The sequence below is a fragment of the Accumulibacter sp. genome (assembly GCF_029255125.1).
Taxonomy (GTDB): domain Bacteria; phylum Pseudomonadota; class Gammaproteobacteria; order Burkholderiales; family Rhodocyclaceae; genus Accumulibacter.
This window is the reverse complement of record NZ_JAPUVR010000121.1, coordinates 10,279-27,335: the sequence shown is the minus strand read 5'-3', so window position 1 is coordinate 27,335 and position 17,057 is coordinate 10,279. Positions and strand designations below refer to the sequence as shown.

Annotated in this window: 11 protein-coding genes; 6 read left to right on the top strand and 5 right to left on the bottom strand. The window is 69.7% G+C overall.

The features are described from left to right. The 5 genes from Q1L59_RS12625 to Q1L59_RS12605 all read right to left on the bottom strand — a co-directional run. On the bottom strand, positions 1–585 hold a 585-nt coding region (locus Q1L59_RS12625; protein ID WP_300332696.1), incomplete at its 3' end, for a DMT family transporter. After that, entirely contained in the window at positions 575–2,089 is a 1,515-nt protein-coding gene (locus tag Q1L59_RS12620; protein ID WP_300332694.1) for an NAD(P)H-hydrate dehydratase, read from the bottom strand. The genes Q1L59_RS12625 and Q1L59_RS12620, both read right to left, overlap by 11 nt. 299 nt (positions 2,090–2,388) lie before the next feature. Further along, positions 2,389–4,131, bottom strand: a complete 1,743-nt coding sequence (locus Q1L59_RS12615; protein WP_300332692.1) for a toll/interleukin-1 receptor domain-containing protein — start codon at positions 4,129–4,131, stop codon at positions 2,389–2,391. Beyond that, positions 4,053–7,163: a caspase family protein gene (locus Q1L59_RS12610; protein ID WP_300332690.1), complete on the bottom strand. Its 3,111-nt coding sequence runs from the start codon at positions 7,161–7,163 to the stop codon at positions 4,053–4,055. The genes Q1L59_RS12615 and Q1L59_RS12610 overlap by 79 nt, the downstream gene beginning before the upstream one ends. A 34-nt stretch (positions 7,164–7,197) precedes the next feature. Further along, the gene (locus tag Q1L59_RS12605; protein WP_300332688.1) at positions 7,198–7,401 is read right to left on the bottom strand and encodes a hypothetical protein; all 204 of its coding nucleotides are present in this window, start codon (positions 7,399–7,401) and stop codon (positions 7,198–7,200) included. 148 nt (positions 7,402–7,549) lie between these two features. Between Q1L59_RS12605 and Q1L59_RS12600 the strand changes: the two genes are divergently transcribed. The 6 genes from Q1L59_RS12600 (at position 7,550) to Q1L59_RS12575 (ending at position 16,830) form a co-directional block, all read left to right on the top strand. Next, positions 7,550–9,766 carry a SulP family inorganic anion transporter gene (locus Q1L59_RS12600; protein WP_300332686.1) on the top strand — a complete coding sequence of 739 codons (2,217 nt, stop codon included), beginning with the start codon at positions 7,550–7,552 and terminating at the stop codon, positions 9,764–9,766. A 140-nt stretch (positions 9,767–9,906) separates the two neighbouring features. Then, positions 9,907–11,310, top strand: a complete 1,404-nt coding sequence (locus Q1L59_RS12595) for a DUF4062 domain-containing protein (RefSeq protein ID WP_300332684.1) — start codon at positions 9,907–9,909, stop codon at positions 11,308–11,310. A 33-nt stretch (positions 11,311–11,343) separates the two neighbouring features. Then, on the top strand, positions 11,344–12,528 hold the full coding sequence (locus Q1L59_RS12590; RefSeq protein ID WP_300332683.1) for a MoxR family ATPase: 1,185 nt from the start codon (positions 11,344–11,346) through the stop codon (positions 12,526–12,528). Beyond that, positions 12,525–15,302, top strand: a complete 2,778-nt coding sequence (locus Q1L59_RS12585; RefSeq protein ID WP_300332681.1) for a formylglycine-generating enzyme family protein — start codon at positions 12,525–12,527, stop codon at positions 15,300–15,302. The genes Q1L59_RS12590 and Q1L59_RS12585 overlap by 4 nt, the downstream gene beginning before the upstream one ends. Continuing rightward, the gene (locus Q1L59_RS12580) at positions 15,299–15,820 is read left to right on the top strand and encodes an HRDC domain-containing protein (protein ID WP_300332680.1); all 522 of its coding nucleotides are present in this window, start codon (positions 15,299–15,301) and stop codon (positions 15,818–15,820) included. Before Q1L59_RS12585 ends, Q1L59_RS12580 begins: the two co-directional genes overlap by 4 nt. Next, positions 15,790–16,830 carry a reverse transcriptase/maturase family protein gene (locus tag Q1L59_RS12575; RefSeq protein ID WP_300332678.1) on the top strand — a complete coding sequence of 347 codons (1,041 nt, stop codon included), beginning with the start codon at positions 15,790–15,792 and terminating at the stop codon, positions 16,828–16,830. Before Q1L59_RS12580 ends, Q1L59_RS12575 begins: the two co-directional genes overlap by 31 nt. Positions 16,831–17,057: the final 227 nt, after the last annotated feature.

The window sequence follows — 17,057 nt, the reverse complement described above, 5'->3', positions numbered from 1 at the left end:
CGCCAGCGTGCCGAAGAGCGCGGTGTAGAAGAGCAGACGCAGCGCCGGTTCGGTCGCCACCAGCTTGCGCGTGAGAAGCTGGTAGGCGGCGTAGAAGAGCGCCGCGCCAAGCGCGCAGGCGACCGCCGGGCCGCTCAGCGCGCCGCCCGGTCGGGCAATCAGCAGGACGCCGGCAAAGCCCGCGCCGGTGGCCAGCCAGGCGCGCCGCGGCACGCGTTCGCCGAGCACGGGGCCGGCGAGCAGCGCGACGAGCAGCGGCGCGACAAAGACGAGCGAGGTCGTTTCGGCGAGCGGCAAGCTCTGCAGCGCCAGTTGGCCAAGCAAGGTGACGCCGGCAAGCGTCAGCCCGCGCAGGCTCATCAGCCAGAAATGCGAGGTGACGACGAGCTGCCGGCCCATGTGCGGCGCAACGAAAGCCAGCATCAGCAGCAGATGGACCAGATAGCGCGCCCAGACGAGCAGCGGAACGGCCAGGAAGGCGGCCAGATACTTGGCGGTTGCGTCGAGCGCCGCAAACAGCAACAAAGCGCTCAGACAGAGCAGAACTCCGGCAAGATGTAGTGCCGCTGGCCGGCTATCCGCCATCCGTCAGCCAGCGGTTGAAGCAGCGACGGGCGCCATCGATCAGCTCGCCGGCGGTCAGGCCGACCGGTCCGCAACCTTCGGCGACGACGCCGTCGGCCGCCGCGCCGTGCAGATGGACGCCGGCAAGCAAGGCCTGGTGCGCCGGCCAGCCCTGCGCGAGCAGCGCCAGAACCAGCCCGCTCAGCACGTCGCCGCTGCCCGCCGTCGCCAGCCCCGGGTTGCCGTTGGTGTTGATCCACCACTCGCCGTCGGTCGTTGCGATGATGCTGCCGCAGCCCTTGACGACGACCAGCGCCCGATAGCGCGCGGCAAGCTGCAAAGCGGCGCCGGCGCGGTCGGCCTGCACCTGCGCCGTAGTGCAGTCGAGCAGGCGCGCCGCCTCGCTTGGGTGTGGCGTGAGGAGGGTCGTCGCCGGATGCTGCGCCGTCCGCCGTGCCAGCGTCTCCTGCAGGCGTTGCTCGCGCGCGAGCAGATTGAGCGCGTCGGCGTCGAGCAGCAGCGGCAGGTTGAGCGCGAAAGCACGTTCGAGCAGCGCGAGCGCCTGGCCGCTCGTTCCCAGACCGGGGCCGCAGGCGAGCGCGCTCAACGGCGTCGCCAGCAGCGCCTCGGGCTGGCGCAGCATCAATTCCGGCTGCAGCGTATCGTACGCCGGCGCCTGTGCGTCGAGCAGCCCGAGATAGACGCGACCGCTGCCCAGCTTGAGCGCCGCGCGTCCGGCGAGAAAGGCCGCGCCGACCATGCTGTCGGCCCCGCCGAGCACGCCGGCGTCGCCGTAGCTGCCCTTGTGACTGTTGCGCCGACGTGGCTGCAAGCGGTCGGCGAAGAGTTCGGTGCCGATCGTTCCTGCGGTCGGGCGCACCAGCCGCTCGGCTGCCAGATCGAGCCGGGCGACCGAGACGATGCCGCAACAGTCCGGCCCATCGCCGGTGAACAGGCCAGGCTTGGCGGCGATGAAGGTGAGCGTGTGACTGGCGTGAATCGCCGGTCCGCGCAGCGCACCGGTGTCGGCGTCGAGGCCGCTCGGGCAATCGAGCGCGAGCAGCGGACAGCGGTCACGCGCCGCCAGCCGGTTGGCTGCCGCCACCAGATCGCCGTAGCGTCCGGCAATCGGACGCTGCAGGCCGATGCCGAACAGCCCGTCGACGATCAGCGACCAGCGCCGATCGGGCGGCAGATCGTCGAGGGCGACGCCGCCGTCGTTGACGAAACGGCGGTACGCCGCTGCCGCATCCGATGGCAGCCGGTCGGCATCGCCGGCGAAGACCAGGCTGGCAGCAAGCCCGCGTTCGCGCAGATGGCGGGCGGCAACGAAAGCGTCGCCGCCGTTGTTGCCCGGCCCGGCGAGGAGCAGCACCGGCGCTCCCGGTTGCCGGCAGAGCGAACTGGCAAGGTCGGCCGCGGCCAGCCCGGCGCGCTGCATCAGTGGCTGATCAGCGGCAGCGTTCTCGATCAGGCGGAGTTCGGCGGCGCGATAGAGGGCTTGCGAGCGACTTGCAGTAGTCATCGGCGGAAGGCAGTCAGGAAAGTCTGATCGGCACGGCGGCGCATGGGTCGCCGGCGGGCGCGACGCTCGGCGGGCGGCAGCCCGCAGGCAGGAGCAAGTCGCCCGGAACGAAGCCGAATTGTAATCCAGCGCTCGCAGCGACGCGATTGGCGCGCCATTGGCACGCGATGGGCACGACTGCCGCGCGATTGGCACGACTGCAAAGTCGCTTCGCGCCGGCAGGAAGCACGCGGGCGACGAGGGCGCTCGCCGCTGGGGAATGCGTCTGGTCTGCCGGCCGACCAGCCGCGACGGTCAAGCTATTGGCCAGCTTGCAGCGCCGCCGCCAAGGCAGCGGCGCGCGCCTGCGCTGCCGGCGGCGTTGCGCGCTGCAGCGCGCCGGCCAGCGTCGTCTGAATCTCGCTGCGATGTGGGCCGCAGTCGTTGGCCGGCGTCGCCGCTTCCTCGACCGTCGCCGGTGGCGTCTGTCCGGCCAGCCAGCGCGAAGCCTGCCAGGCGAGTTGCGCATAGCAGCGTTTCTCGGCCACGAGCCGCAGGACCAGGAGCCGCCGCGTTTGCGCCTTCGACGCCTCGCCCGGCGGCGCTTCCGCTTTCGACGCCTCGCCTGACGACGCTTTGGCTGTCGACGCCTCGCCGGGCGGCGTTTCCGCCTGCTTCGCCAGCTCGTTCGCGAAGATCCAGGGCAAATGGTTGCGTCCGCGGCGTGGCACCTGGTCGTCACGCAGCGCAGCGTACGCGGCCTGTTGCTGGTCGGCGGCGGCGGCGAAGCGGCCGTCGCGCCAGAGCAGTTCGGCCAGCTCAAGGTGCGAGAGCAGCACGCCGCCGTCGGCGCTTTGCCGGTAGTCGGCCTCGGCGCCGCGCACGTCGCCCGACTGCCAGCGGGCGTAGGCGCGCGCGTTGCGGTAGTGCGGCGCATCGGGTGCGCTGGCCACCGCCTTGTCGAGCGCCGAGAGCGCTGTCGCGTAATCGGCGCGCGCCAGGCTCAGGTCGGCGAGCACGTAATGCGCCTCGGCCAGTTCGGGATCGAGCGCGATCGCTTGCTCGAGCAGGCGCAGCGCTTCGGCGATCGCTGCGCCACGGCGTTGTGGATCGCTTTCGCGCAGTTTCAGTTGCGCGGCGAAGAGCAGCAGCGTCGCATTCTGCTCGCCGCCGGGCCGCGCGCGCAGTTCGCCAACGCCGCGCCCGACTGCTTCCACGTCGAGCTGCTCGGGCGGCGCTTCGAGCAACATGCCAAGCTTTGCCGTTTCTGCCGCGGCACACACACGCGCGCTGCCCCACCACGCACGTTGGCACTCGGCAGCCAGAGCCTCGTGCGCGGCCGCATAGCTGCCATCGCGCAGCGCCGCCACCCCCGCCGACATCTGCGCTTTGCCCCACCAGAGGGCGGCGCCGACCGAAACGGCGAGCAGCACGAGCAAAGCGAGGACGAAGCGCAAACGACGCCGCCCTGTCGGATCGCGCAAACGCGGGCCGATTCGCCGTACCCACGGCTTGTTGACCTGATCGAAGCGCTTGATCTCCTCCGCCAGAGCATCGGCAACAGCTTTGAAATAGGCGTCCTTGTCGCGCTCATTGCGCAGCGGCGTGGCGCCAGGCGGCAGCACCTGCGACCTCGCGAAGGGCAGATGTTCCCACCGACAATCGCGCAGAATGACCGGTACGACAATCACTTGGTCGCCAGCATCGTCGCGCCGGGCAATCGCGCGCCGCGTCTCCTCCTTGCAGAAGGCGGAAGCGAGGAAGTCTGCGCTGACCAGGAGCAGGATCATGTCCGCTGCTCCGAGCCGCGAGAATATTTCCTCCTCCCAGTTCGCTCCAGGTGGAATCTGGCGGTCGTCCCACAAAACCATTTCGCCGCTACTCGCCAAGTCGTCCAGATGCTTGTGCAGCTCGAGGCGCAGCGCGTCGTCCTCGTGCGCGTACGAGACGAACACCCGCACGCCGCGCGGCGGCTGCGCGGCGCTCACCGTCCGTTCGCCGGCTTGCGCACGATCGGGAACGGTACCGGCGTGTTGGCGACCGGGATCTGCTGGTATTTCCATTTGCGCTGGGTGATCGCGGGCACCTGGCGGTCGATGTATTCGCCGAGCGCGGTGACCGAGATCCAGCCGGTGGCGGGATCGCTTGCGGCGTCGCCGGCGAGTGCGCGCAGCAAGGCGTAGGTGAAGACGCCGTGGCCGCCTTCGCCTTCGAGCGCCATTTTCTCGTCGGCGGCGGCGGCGATCAGCGCGCGGCCGCTGATGCGCTGCAAGCGGTCGATCGCTGCCTTGTCGTCGAGGCCGGCGCGTCCTGGCAGGTGGAAGGAGCCGCTGCTGCACGTGTCGAGCAGGACGAGCAGCTTGCTGGCCGGGATCGACGCCAGCAGGCCGCGCAGCGCTTCGCCGCCGAGGGCATCGTTGCGGAACTGTTCCTGGTTGCGGAAGACCACCTGCGCGGGGACGTAGTAGTAATCGCCCTCGACCGTGCGGCCGTGTCCGGCGAGGTAGAGGACGAAAGCGTCGTGCGCGCGTACCTCGTCGGCGATTTTCCGGCCGGCGGCGAGGATCGCCTCCTTGCTGGTGGCTTCTGCGTCGGCGAGGACGCGGACCACGCCCGGCTGGTACACGCCCTGCCCGCCGCGCTGGAATGCGGCGGCGACCGCCTTCGCGTCGTCGGCGGCAAAGGCGACTCCCTTGGCCAGCGCCTGGTCGCGATAGCGCGTCACGCCGACGGCGAACACGTGCAGGCGCGGCGGCGGCGTGCTCGCGGGCGGCTTCACCTGCAGCGCGACGCGTAGCGGCGGCGAAGCGACGCCGCGGCCGTCGACCAGTTCGACGCTCAGCCGGCGCAGTCCCGGCGCCAGGTCGGTCAAGGGGTTGACGACGATGCCGCCGGGGGTGAGCGCCTGCGTCTGCCAGCGGCCGGCGAACTCCTGCTCGTCGATGCGCAGGCGCAGCCGGTGCTCGCCTTGGCCGAGCTGGCGGACGCGCACTTGCAACTGGTAGTCGCCGTCGCTCGTCGTTGCGGCCGGCGAGAGCAGCTCGATCTGCGGGCGCGGCCCGGCGGCGAGGATCTGGCGCACGTCGCCGCGGCGCGCGACGACTTCGGCCAGGCGCTGGTCGCCGTCGGCGTCGAGTCGGCGCGCGAGCAGCGCCGGCTGGTAGAAGGTTTCGCGCAACTGCGCGGCGCTGACGAACTCGCCGGCGCGCTCGCGTCCGTGGTTGAGGTGGTAGCCGATCAGTTCCTCGGCGCCGGGCGAAGCGTCGTAATAGCCTTCCGGCGTCCACGCGATCCAGCGCTGCCGGTCGGCGTGCGGAAAGAAGGCGACGACCTCGCTCCCGTCGCTGACGCGGTGCCAGCGGATCGTCCCGTCGCCGTAGCCCGCGACGACAAAGCGGCCGTCGGCGCTGACGTTGACCGCCCAGGCGGCGCCGGGGACCGGCTGCCGCCAGAGCTCTGTGCCGCTGCGCGTGAAGAAGCGCAACGACCAATCGGCGCCGAGTACGAAGTGCTCGCCGTCGGCGCTGATCGTGACGCTGCGCGACATTTCGTGGGGTGCGAGCGGCAGCGGCTCGCCGTTGCGCGTGGGCCGGGTGTGGTGCTTCCAGTCGCGCAGTTCGAGGTCGGCGGCGCTGGTGCGCGCGAGCGCGAGCTCGCCGGCGCCAGCGGCGGTTTTGCCGGGCGCCTTGGCGTTGGCTCTTGCGGTCGGCTTGCCGCTTGCTTTTTTGTCCGCCCTTGCGTCAACGCGGCGGTCGGCCTGGCGCTCGCCTTCGCCGCCACCTTCGGCGACCCACTCGCGTTGGCCGAGGTCGAAGACGCGCGGGTCGCCGCCCCACTGGCGATAGCCGAAGCGAACGCGGCGGGCGTCGGGCGATAGCGCGAAGACATCGTACTGGTCGCGCAGGTCGGCGATCGCCGCCTCGCGCCGCAGTTCGACGCCGCCGTCGGCGGAGACGATTCCCCACGCCGGGTCGCCGGCAGCAAACAACACTCGCCCGTCGGGCAGCGGCGCGAGGTCCATGATCGTGTCGTTGGCGAGCGGCAGGTCGGCGAGCGGCGACCAGTCGGCGGTTCGCCAGCGGCGCAGCGGGAACTTGCCCTGCGCGTGCCAGCGACCAGCGGCGAACAGCACGCGGCCATCGGCCGACCAGGCGACGCTCATGAGGTTGCCGTTGGCGACACCCTGCGTCGTCCGTTGCGCGACTTCGGCGAGCGTTTCGCCGTCGACCACCTGCACGCGCGTACTGTCGTGGAAGCCGAGCGCGATTCGCCGGCCGTCGGGCGAGAAGCGCGCGGCGTACGGCTCCTTGCCGCCGGCCGCTGCGGCGCTGCGCAACAGGCGCCAGCGACCCGCTTCGAGCGCGTACAGGCGAAGCTTGCCGTCGCGAGCGGTGGTCAGCAGTCGGCGGCTGTCGGCACGAAAATGCGCGCTGTAGGAATCGTCCTGGTAGTCGCTGTCGCTGTCGCTGTCGCTGCCGCGCTCGTCGCCGCTCGTCGCGTCGAAAACGCGTACGCCGTGGCCGCCAAAAAGGCTTGCCGCCAGCCAGTGGCCGTCGGGCGACCAGGCGAGGTGATTGATGACATTCGGCAGACCGCCGATGCGCCGCAGCAGGCGTCCGCTCGCGCGCTCGAAGAGGTAGATGTTGTCCTTGCCATCCCAATCCCCGCCGGTCCAGCCGCCGAGCGCGACCGTCGTGCCGTCGGGCGACAGCGCGACGGCGTAGAGCTTGCCTTCGTTGCCGGCGTCCTGCGGCGGGCGCAGAACGACCGCCGGTGCGGGCGCCCGATCACCGGCCGTCTGCCCGCCGGGCGGCGGCACGGCGAGGTCCCAGACGCGCGCCGTCTTGTCGTCCGAAGCGGTCACCGCCCAGCGCCCGGCCGCGTCGGTGGCGATACGCTTGATCACCGCCGTATGCATGCCGGTTTCCAGCCGCAGCAGCGGTTCGCTCGTCGGTTCGCCGGCGAGCGCGGCGAGCGGCATCAGCGCTACCAGAGACATCAGCGGCAGCAGCAACCGCCAGATCAGCGGCATGACCCGCAGCAGCAGCAAGCGGCCAAAGCCAGCGACGCCGCGCATCCTCCAGCGACCGTTCATCTCCCCTCCCGTACGCATGCCGCGCGGTGCTGATTCAATGGCTCAATTGGTGGCAAACGCGCGCCACCGGCAGGCAAATATCGCCCTGCCGACGACGAATGTCAATGCGCGCGACGCCGCTGAGCCAGGTGCTCGGCCGATGCGGCGATACCGCCGAGACGGCGACGCCGGCGGCTCGGCCGACAGTGAGCCAGTCGGCCAGTCGGCCAGTCGACTGCCGAACTTGCGCAACCGGCATTCGCTTGTCTATTCTTGAGAAGCCGGGTCAACCCAGGCGATCGGGTCAGCCGCCCTTGGCCGATGCAGCAAGGCGTGGCGCTCCTTTCTGGTGGGGGATGTGTTCCGGCGCTTGGCGGAGCGCGTACCTGATCGGAAGGAGACCCAGCATGAATGTCGATTTGGGGTCGGCACAAACCGGAAGATCAGGCTGGATTGGCGATGCCTGGGGCGGCCTGGCGGCGATGCTGGTTGCGCTGCCGTCGGCCATCGCATTCGGCGTGACGATCTTTTCTCCGCTCGGCGGCAGTTATGCGGCGCACGGCGCTTTGGCCGGAATCCTCGGCGCGACCGTCCTCGGTTTGATTGCGACCAGCTTCGGCGGCACGAATCGTCTGATTACCGCGCCGTGCGCTCCGGCGGCGGCGCTGATGGCCGCGCTCGCGATCGATTTCGCTGGCCGCGGCAGCCCTCCGGAAGAAATCATGCTCCGGCTGATGTTGATCGGCCTGTTCGCCGGTGCGATCCAGATCGGCATCGGACTGAGCGGGATCGGGCGGCTGATCCGCTATCTTCCGTATCCGGTCGTCGTCGGCTACCTGTCCGCGGTCGGAATCACCATCATCGGCAGCCAGTTGCCGCGCGTTTTGGGGGTCGAACGCGGTGTTCCGCTGAGTCAGGCGCTGCTGCATCCGCTAACCTGGCATTGGCAAAGCCTGATCGTGGCGGCGCTGGTGATCGGCGCCATGCTCGGCCTGCCAAAGATCATCCGGGCAATTCCGCCGGCGATCATCGCGCTGGCGGCAGGCGGGCTGGCTTACGCTGCGCTCGGTTTCGTCGATGCCAGGCTGTGGCAGCTCGAGAACAACCCGTACATCGTGGGACCGCTGGCGCAGACGGGCGGCAGTCTGCTCGATACGGTGACGCAGAATCTGCGCCTGCTCGGCGCCTGGGACCCGGCGCTGCTCGCTGCGATCGGCCTGCCGGCGGTGTCGCTGGCGGCCTTGCTCTCGATCGATACGCTGAAGACCTGCGTCGTGCTCGACGCGATGACCTGCTCCGAGCACGATCCCAATCGCGAAATGCTGGCGCAGGGGATGGGCAATATCGGATCGGCTCTGCTCGGAGGAATTCCCGGTGCGGGGACGATGGGCGCCTCGCTGGTCAATATCAGCAGCGGCGCGCAGACCCGGCTGTCGGGCGTGATCGAGGGGCTGCTTGCACTGCTCGCTTTTCTCGCGCTCGCCGAGGCGGTCGCCTGGCTGCCGATTTCTGCGCTGGGCGCGATTCTGCTGGTCATCGGCTACCGGATGATCGATTGGCAGAGCCTGGAGTTCTTCCGGGTCGCCTCGACACGCCTCGATTTCATGGTCGTCGTGACGGTGATCGGCGTCGCGCTGACCGTCAACCTGATCGCCGCTTCGGCCGCCGGGATACTGCTGGCGATCATGCTCTACCTGCGCGAGCAGGCGCGCGTCAAGGTGTTGCACGCCAAGGTCGAGGGCGAAGCGATCTTTTCGCGCGTGGTTCGCCCCGAGCAGGAGCTGGCCATTCTGCTGAAGAGCGGCAAGCAGACGGTGGTCGTCGAATTGCAGGGCAGCCTGTTTTTCGGCACGGCCAATCAGTTGTACAAGGCGCTGGAGCCGGAAGTCGGTGCGCGCAGCTACGTGATTCTCAGTCTGCAACGCGTGCAGTCGCTCGATCTGAGCGCGACGCACGTGCTGGAGCAGATCAAGGATCGTCTGGACGCCGTCGGCGGCAAGATGATCTTCACCGAGATCCCGCGCAACCTGCCCAGCGGGCTGAAGATGAAACGCTACCTGCGCGAAGTGGGGCTCGTTCGCGACACCGGCAAGGCCTTGGCGTTTCGCCAGTTGGACGACGCGCTGGAGTGGGTGGAAGGGCAGATCCTCGCCAGCGAATGCCCGGCCGACGACGAGGGCCGGCCGCTCGAACTGGCCGACATCGAGGCCGTGCATGCTTGGGCTCCGGGTACGCTGCAGGACCTGGCGAGCATCATCGAGCCGCGTACCTATCCCGCCGGGACGAAGGTGTTGAAAGCGGGTTCGCGCGAGGACGTGTTGCTCTTCATCCGTGCCGGCACCGTGCGCGTTGCCTTGCCGCTGCAGAAGAAGGACGAGTGGCACATCGGCACTTTCGGCCGCGGCGCCTTGGTCGGCGAGATGGGCTTCCTGGATAGTCGGCGACGCTCGGCAGACGTGCTGGCGGTGACCGAGGTTCACTGCTTCGTCCTCTCGCGACAGCGCTTCGACGCGCTGGCGACGGAAAACAGTCAGGCCGCGGCGCAAATCTTTGCCGGCATCGCCGTCGTGCTCGCTCAGCGAATCCGCCTCCTGAACAAGGAACTGAGAACGCTGCGCTCGTAAGCGGCCCTCGCCGGGCGAGAAGTGCCGACCGCCGGCCAGCGCTCGCGCGTCCGCCCGGCGGTCGGCAAGGGTATACTCCACCGGCAGCAACTGCGCAGCAAATTCAGGGACAAACGCCAGCCTGGCGGCGAGGGGAGGGTATGAAGCTGTACTTGTCATCGACGCTGTCCGATCTCGAAGCCGAACGCCAGGCGGTGAAGGAAGCGTTGAGCGGGCGCTACGGCTACAACATCGTCGACAGCTACGAAGCCGATCCGCGTCCGCTCTGGGAGAGCTGTATTGCCGATGTGCAAGCTTGCGACGCCTATCTCGGCATCGTTGGCCTGCGTTACGGCTTCGTCCCGCCGGGGCAGAGCAAGTCGATCACCGAACTCGAGTTCGACGCGGCAGGCGAGGCTGGCAAGGAACGTTACCTCTTTCTGAAAAGCGAAGAAGCGCGTTTCCTGCCAAAGGATATGGACAGCCATACCGGCGAGAACGAGGGCGGACAGCGAATTCGCCGCTTGCGCGACCGCCTGCAATCGGCGGCCGGCGACTTGCCGAGGTTGGCGTTGTTTACCGATCCCGCGGCGCTGAAGGTGGCGGTTCTCCGTGCCTTGCCGCCCAGTTCATCACCTCGTCCGGAGGTCGACGCGGGTGATGATTCTGGCCACGATCGCATTCCGCCACCGCCTGCCGACGCGACCGAGTTGCAGCGGATGTTGCACGATCACTTGCACAAGCACTGGCGAGATCTTTCCCGGAACAAAGCCTTTTCTGGCGCGTCGCTGTTTGAGGAACTGCCGCGTCCGCTTACCGCTGACAAGATCTTTAGGCTTGCGCGCGAAGACGAGGTCGAACGCCTGCTCGTCCTTGCTCCCGAGTATTTCACGGGCAAGCACGCTGCCTCGTGGTTCAGCGCGACAGCGCAGGAAGGAGCGGTCTGCAGCGCCTTTCTGCGCATCGTTCTCGTGGCTGCCGAACGGCACTTTCACAGCGCCGGAGCGATCGATACCGACACTGACGACCCGGTTCTTGAAACCGCAGCCGATCGGATGGTGAGCCTGGTCCAGGCAGCCGCGCGCTTTGGCTTCGGGCTCTGTCTGTTACCCGGGATGGACGAGCCGGCGAACGTCTTCCCGCTGCATCACCCGGTTGCCGAGTTTGGCAACCCTGGGGAACAGGGTTTGCCGCTCACCAACGCGGAGTTGTCGGCCGCCATCGAACGGAAGCTGCCCGAGCTCGGGAAGAATTTCACCAGCGGCTACCTGCGGTGGAAGATCAAGCTCTTGGAAAAGAGGCTGGGAACTTCCCTGGTCGCGATGGCACGCCCGGAAGGCCGTTTTGCGCAAGCAGACGCGCGCTGCGCGCTGCGCGATCACCTTGGCACCTTTGACGTCCGATTGTTCTTTCCGCGCGCGGCTCGCGACGAACTCAACGCCTGGGTGCACCAAGTCGCGGATGACCTCAGCGACACCTTCGCGAGCATCTTTTCACGTGCGGCGGCGAACCTGCCGCGCTCTGAGGCGTCGCCGCCGGCCGCTGGCGGCGACGACGCCGTGTGATTTTCCGATCGACTCACTCTTCTCGGCTCTGGCATGAACGAATCTCTCGCTGACGCATGCGCGTTGATCCAATCCCCCTTCATCACGCTCGCTTCGGGCGCCGTCTCGCGCCTGCCCGAGACCCCCGAGCAGGCCGAGGCGTGGCACCAGTGGTCAGCCGCCGAAATCGACGCACTGACGCTCGCCTACGCCGCGCGGCGGCCTTTGCTCGTGCGCGGCGAGCCGGGTACCGGCAAGACACAGCTTGCGCGCGCGGCGGCGGTGCATCTGGGTTGGAAGCTGCATGTCGAGACGATACAACCGCGCTTCGAGCCGGGCGATCTGGTCGCGCGCTTTGACGCCGTGCGCCGGCTGGCCGACGCGCAGGCCGGTGAGCGCGTGCTTGACGACCGGCGCTACTGGCGGCCGGGCGTGCTCTGGCTCGCCTTTGGCTGGCGTTCGGCGCAGGACTTCCTGCCCGCGGGCGAGCGCGAGGTGAAGGCGAAGGCCGAGAAGGGTGAGAGGGGCGAGAACGACGAGCAGGACGAAAAGGACGAAAAGGGCGAAAAGGGCGAGAAGGGCGAGAAGGGCGAAAGGGGCGAGCCGCGCGGGCACGTCGTGCTCATCGACGAAATCGACAAAGCCGACAGCGATCTGCCGAACAGCCTGCTGGAAGTGCTCGCGCAGCGCAGCTTCCGCGTGCCGCCGTTGGCCGAGCCGGTCGGCGGGCCGCGTGTGCAGGCGCCGCTGATCGTCATCACCACCAACGAAGAGCGTGAGCTGCCGGCGGCTTTCCTGCGCCGCTGCATCGTTCTCACGCTGCAAGCCGACCCCAGGCTGTCGTATCGCGACTGGCTGCTGGCGCGTGGACGGGCGCACTTCGCCAGGCTGCCCGACGGCGCGCGCGAGGAACTGCTCGCCGACGACATGCTGGCGCTCGCTGCCGACCAGCTCGTGCGCGATCGCGCGGCAGTCAGCGCTGCCGGCTTGCCGCCGCCGGGGCTCGCCGAATACCTCGACCTGCTCTACGCGGTGCGCGAGTTGCTGCCCGACGACGGCGTTGCGCAGCGCGCGTGGCTGCAGCGCTTGTCGGCGTACGCCTACCTCAAGCACGCGACCGGCGACGGGCTGCCGGCCGAGGCATCGCAGGCGCGTACGCCGCTGCCGGCAGCGGCGGCTGACGCGAGCGCTGCGCAGCCGGCGACGGGCGGAACGGCTACGGCGCAGCCCACGGCGTGAGATCGCGCGCTGCTGCCGGCCACGCCGACCTGCTGCGGGCGCTGATCACGGTCTGCGGTCGCCAGCCGCCGGCGCTGGAGAGCGCCGAAGACCAGCGCTGCGACGCCATTGCCGGCTTGCTGTGTTTCGATCGCCTGAAGACTGTGAGTACGGTCGAGGGCAGCGTGCGGTCGCACGCGGCGAGCTCAGCAGGGAAAATCGAATCGCCGCGCGCGCAAGAGCCGCCGCCCGCCCGGGCTCCGTTGTCGGCCGACCTCTTCGTCCTCAGCGAGTACCACGTGCACGCCGACGCCGACGCCGCGCCAGCGGCCGGCCCAACGCTGCAGCCGCTGACCGCGGCCGACTGCGCGCCGCGCCCGGGCGGCGTGCCGCATGCGCCGCTCGTCCCGACGCGGCGCCTGTGGCCGGCCTTGCAGCGCGCGCTGGCGTTGCCGCGGCCGGGCGCGCTCGACCTTGCCGCGTTGGTCGGCGCACTCGCGCGCGCCCGCTTGCCGCGCCAGCTGCCGCGCCGGCAGCTTCACCCCTGGGGCGGCGAGCTGCTCGTCGTGCTCGATGTCGCGCATCACCTCGTGCCGTATGCGCACGACTACCGCCTGCTGTTCGACGAAGTGCTGCGTCGGCACGGGCGCGGCGGTCTGCGCATCTGCCTGGTCGAAGGCAGCCCGGCGGCGCCGCTGGCGCTGCTGTCGGGCAAAGCGCCGGCGCGCCCAGCGCGGCAGGTGCCGGCGCCGCCGGCGGGGACGCCGGTGCTCATCCTTGGCGACCTCGGCCTGCTCGCTCCCGGCGATGCGGCGAGCGAGATCGGGCACGCCTCGCACGCCTGGCACGCGTACCTCGTTCGCCTGGCCGCTGCCGGTGCGCGCCCGCTCGCCTGGCTGCCGGCCTCGCGCCGCCTGGTGCCGGCGCGGCTGCGGCGTGCGGCGCAGGTGCATTGCCTGGACGAACGCCAGCAGCGCCATCCGCTCTCGGCGCAGGGAGCGCCGGCGGCGGTGGATCGCAGCGCGCTTGGCGATGCACTGGCGGCGCTGCTCACGCGTCTCGCGTGTTGCGTGCGCGTCGAGCCGGGTTTGCTGCGCGCCTTGCGCCGGCTAGAGGCAGGCGCTGCCGCCGAGCCGGGACTCGAAGCGCTGGTCTGGGGCAATCGCCAGCACGTTGCCGCGGGCGAGCGTTTCTGCGAGATCGCTCCGGCGCGCGTCGCCGATTGGCGCGAGCGCTTTCGCGAGAAGCTGCAAGCCGCCGAGCAGAGCGCGGTGCTGCGCGAAATGCTGCGTTTTCACGCTTTCCACGGGCGCTCGACCGAAGCCGCCGAGCTGCTGATCTGGCACGCACACGCCGACGAAGAAGCGCGCCAGGCGTTCGCGGCGCGCGTGGCGCAAGCGCGCGAGTGGTTCGCCCGCTTCGCGCTGCGCGCCGACGCGGCCGACGGCGAGGCGAGTGCCTACGCCGCCGACCTGCTGGCGCGCAACGGTGGCGACCGCGCGTGGCTGGCGCAGCACTCGCCCGTGCTGGCGCCACTCTGGGTGCTCAGCGGCGAAGACGAGGTGCCGGCCGGGCTCGACGCGCGGCAAGTCGCGCTGGCGCTGCACGCTGTCGCAGCGCAGCCGCCATCGCTGCGCGAGTTCGTTCTCGTCCAGCGCGACGATACGCTGGCGTTGTCGCTGGCGCGCGCAGCGCCGGGCGGCAGCCGCTGGCCGCTGCTCCGCCTGGCTGGCGAAGTCGTCCCGGTCCGTGTCGGCCGCCAGACGCGTCGGCTTCGCCTGCCGGCCGGCGACGCCGTGCTGCCGCTCGCCGATAGCAGCGCCGAGCGCGTCGACGTGTTCGCCGGCACGCACGCGTACGCCTGCCAGCGCGTGCAGCGGCCGGCGTGGGCGAGCGAAATCGGCCGCGATCGCTACGGCGTCTACCTCGATGCAACGATCGCCGGCGTCGTACAGCGCCTGCGCTGGATCGAACCCGGCGAATTCCGTATGGGCTCGCCGCCTGACGAGCCCGAGCGCTTCGACGACGAAGGCCCGCAGCACCGCGTGCGGCTGACGCGCGGTTTCTGGCTCGCCGACACCGCGTGCACGCAGGCGCTGTGGCAGGCGGTAATGGGCGACAACCCGAGCAGCTTTCAGCGCGACGTGCGCCAGCCGGTCGAGCGGGTGTCGTGGGACGATGTGCAGCGCTTTCTGGCAAAGCTGAGCGTACTGCTGCCGGGCGCCGAAGCCGATCTGCCGAGCGAAGCCGAATGGGAGTACGCCTGCCGGGCGGGAACGACGACGCCGTTCAGTTTCGGCGAGACGATCGACACGCAGCAGGCGAACTACAATGGCAACCGTCCTTACGCGGATGGCGCGCAAGGCGAGTACCGGCAGACGACGGTGCCGGTGAAGACGTTTCCGGCCAACGCGTGGGGTTTGTACGAAATGCACGGCAACGTCTGGGAATGGTGCGCCGACGGCCAGCGCCGGTACCGTCGCGCGGAATGCGAGGACCCACGCGATCCTGAAGGCGAGGGCGATTCCCGCGTGGTGCGCGGCGGCTCGTGGCTCAGCGTCGGCAGGAACGTGCGTTCCGCCTACCGTCACTGGTACGAGCCTGGCAGCCGCATCCTGCTCGTCGGGTTCCGGCTCGCCCTTAGGTCCATGAGGGGGCGCGGAGCGCCAGCCCCGGAGGGGCAGGAAGCGACGGCGGCCTTCGCGGGACGCGAAGGCGCGGGGGCTGCGGCGGACGCCGCAGCCCCCGCGAGCCGGCGCGCGGCGGGGAAGAAGAAAGGGAAAGTCAAACGATGAAGCCACGGTTTTTTGTCGTGCCGGCCTTTTCGCCGGCCGAGGCGGAGGCCGAGGCGGAGACGGAGGCGGAGGCGGAGAGCAACCAGGTGCTCGCCGAAGGGCGCGTGCTGGCTGGCCAGCGTCCGTTCGTCGGCGCGGGCGAGTCGTCGTTCTGGGCGATCTGCGTCAGTCTGGCGCCGGCGCCAGGACGACTTCCGGAGGCAGTGAAGGCCGGCGGCGTACGCCGCATCGACGACCGCGAAGTGCTCGACGAAGCGGATTTCGCGGTGTATGCGCGCCTGCGCAAGCTGTGCAAGCCGCGCAAGCTGCGCCAGGAGATTGTCGAGGGCGAAGGGCTCGCCCTGTTCACCATGTTGACCCACGAGCAACTGGCGACGATGGTGCAGCAGCGGGTGAACACGCGCGAGGCGATGGCGGCGATCGACGGTGTCGGCAGCGCGCGGCGCGAGCGGTACGCGCCGCGCTTCCTGGCGCTGCGGCAGCAGGTGTGGCCGGCGAACGCGGGGGGCGCAGCGTGAAGCGGCAAGCGATCACGCTCGCGGAAATCGCCGAGCACGGCAACCTGGTGCTTGCCGCCTGGAAGGCGGCGCGGGGCAAGCGCACGCGCCCTTCGGTGGCGCGCTTCCTGGCCGATTTCGAGCGGCAGATCGCTCGCCTGGCCGAGTCGATCGTGCACGAGCAGGCGCCGCTCGGGCGCAGTTCGTCGTTTAGCCTCTACGACCCGCAGCAGCGCACGATTCACGCCGCGTGTTTTGCCGATCGCGTTCTGCAGCACGCCATCCTCAACCTCGCCGAGCCGCGTTTCGAACGTATGCTGGTCGCCAACGCGTATGCCTGCCGACCCGGCAAAGGCGTGCATGCGGCGGTGACGGCGGTGCAAGGGGGCTTGCGCGCCCGACCGTGGTTTGCCCAGGTCGATGTCGACGCGTACTTTCCGTCGATACGGCACGAGCGGTTGCTCGCCTTGCTCGCGCGTCGCTTCAAGGGCGACGGCTTCTTCCGCCTGTTGCAGCGCATCCTGGCCTGCGGCGCGACGGGCGGGCCCGGAGTCGGGCTGCCGATCGGCTCGCTCTGTTCGCAGCACTTCGCCAACGCGTTTCTCGACAGCGCCGACCGCCTGCTGCTGGCGCATCGCGCTTGCGGCCATCTGGTGCGCTACATGGACCATTTCTTCTGGGCGTGCGACAGTCGCGACGCGGCCGAGGAGAGCGTCGGCGCGCTGGCCGAGCACTTGCAGCGCGAACGGGGCTTGCGCCTGACGCCGAAAATCTGCATCGGGCGCAGCGCGCAGGGAACGCAGTTCTGCGGTTTTCGCGTACGCCAGGGAATCGTTCTTGCCAGCCGGCGCAAGCTGGCGCGCTTTCGTGCCGCGATGCAGCGGCTGGCAGCGGCCGACGCGGCGGGGCTGGTCAGCGAAAGCGAATTGCAGCGCAGCGCCGACAGCGCGCTGTCGACGCTGTACGGCTGCGAAACCCGCGCATTTCGTCGCCGTCTGCTCAGCGCGAGCGGCGGTTTTGCGCTATCGTAGCGCCGGGATGTCGATCGTAAGGGAGAAGGAACCGACGCGTCGTGCGCGGCGGCTCGTGGAACAGCGAGGCCAGGAGGCTTCGCTCGGCCAGCCGCAACGCGAGGCAGCGCGACAGGCGCAAGGCCAGGCAGGGTTTTCGCTTCGCCCTGAGCTCGATGATCGGATGGGCAACCGCCGCAGCGGCGGCCCCGAAGTTCCGGCATGGATTTGCCGGTGTTCATGGACCA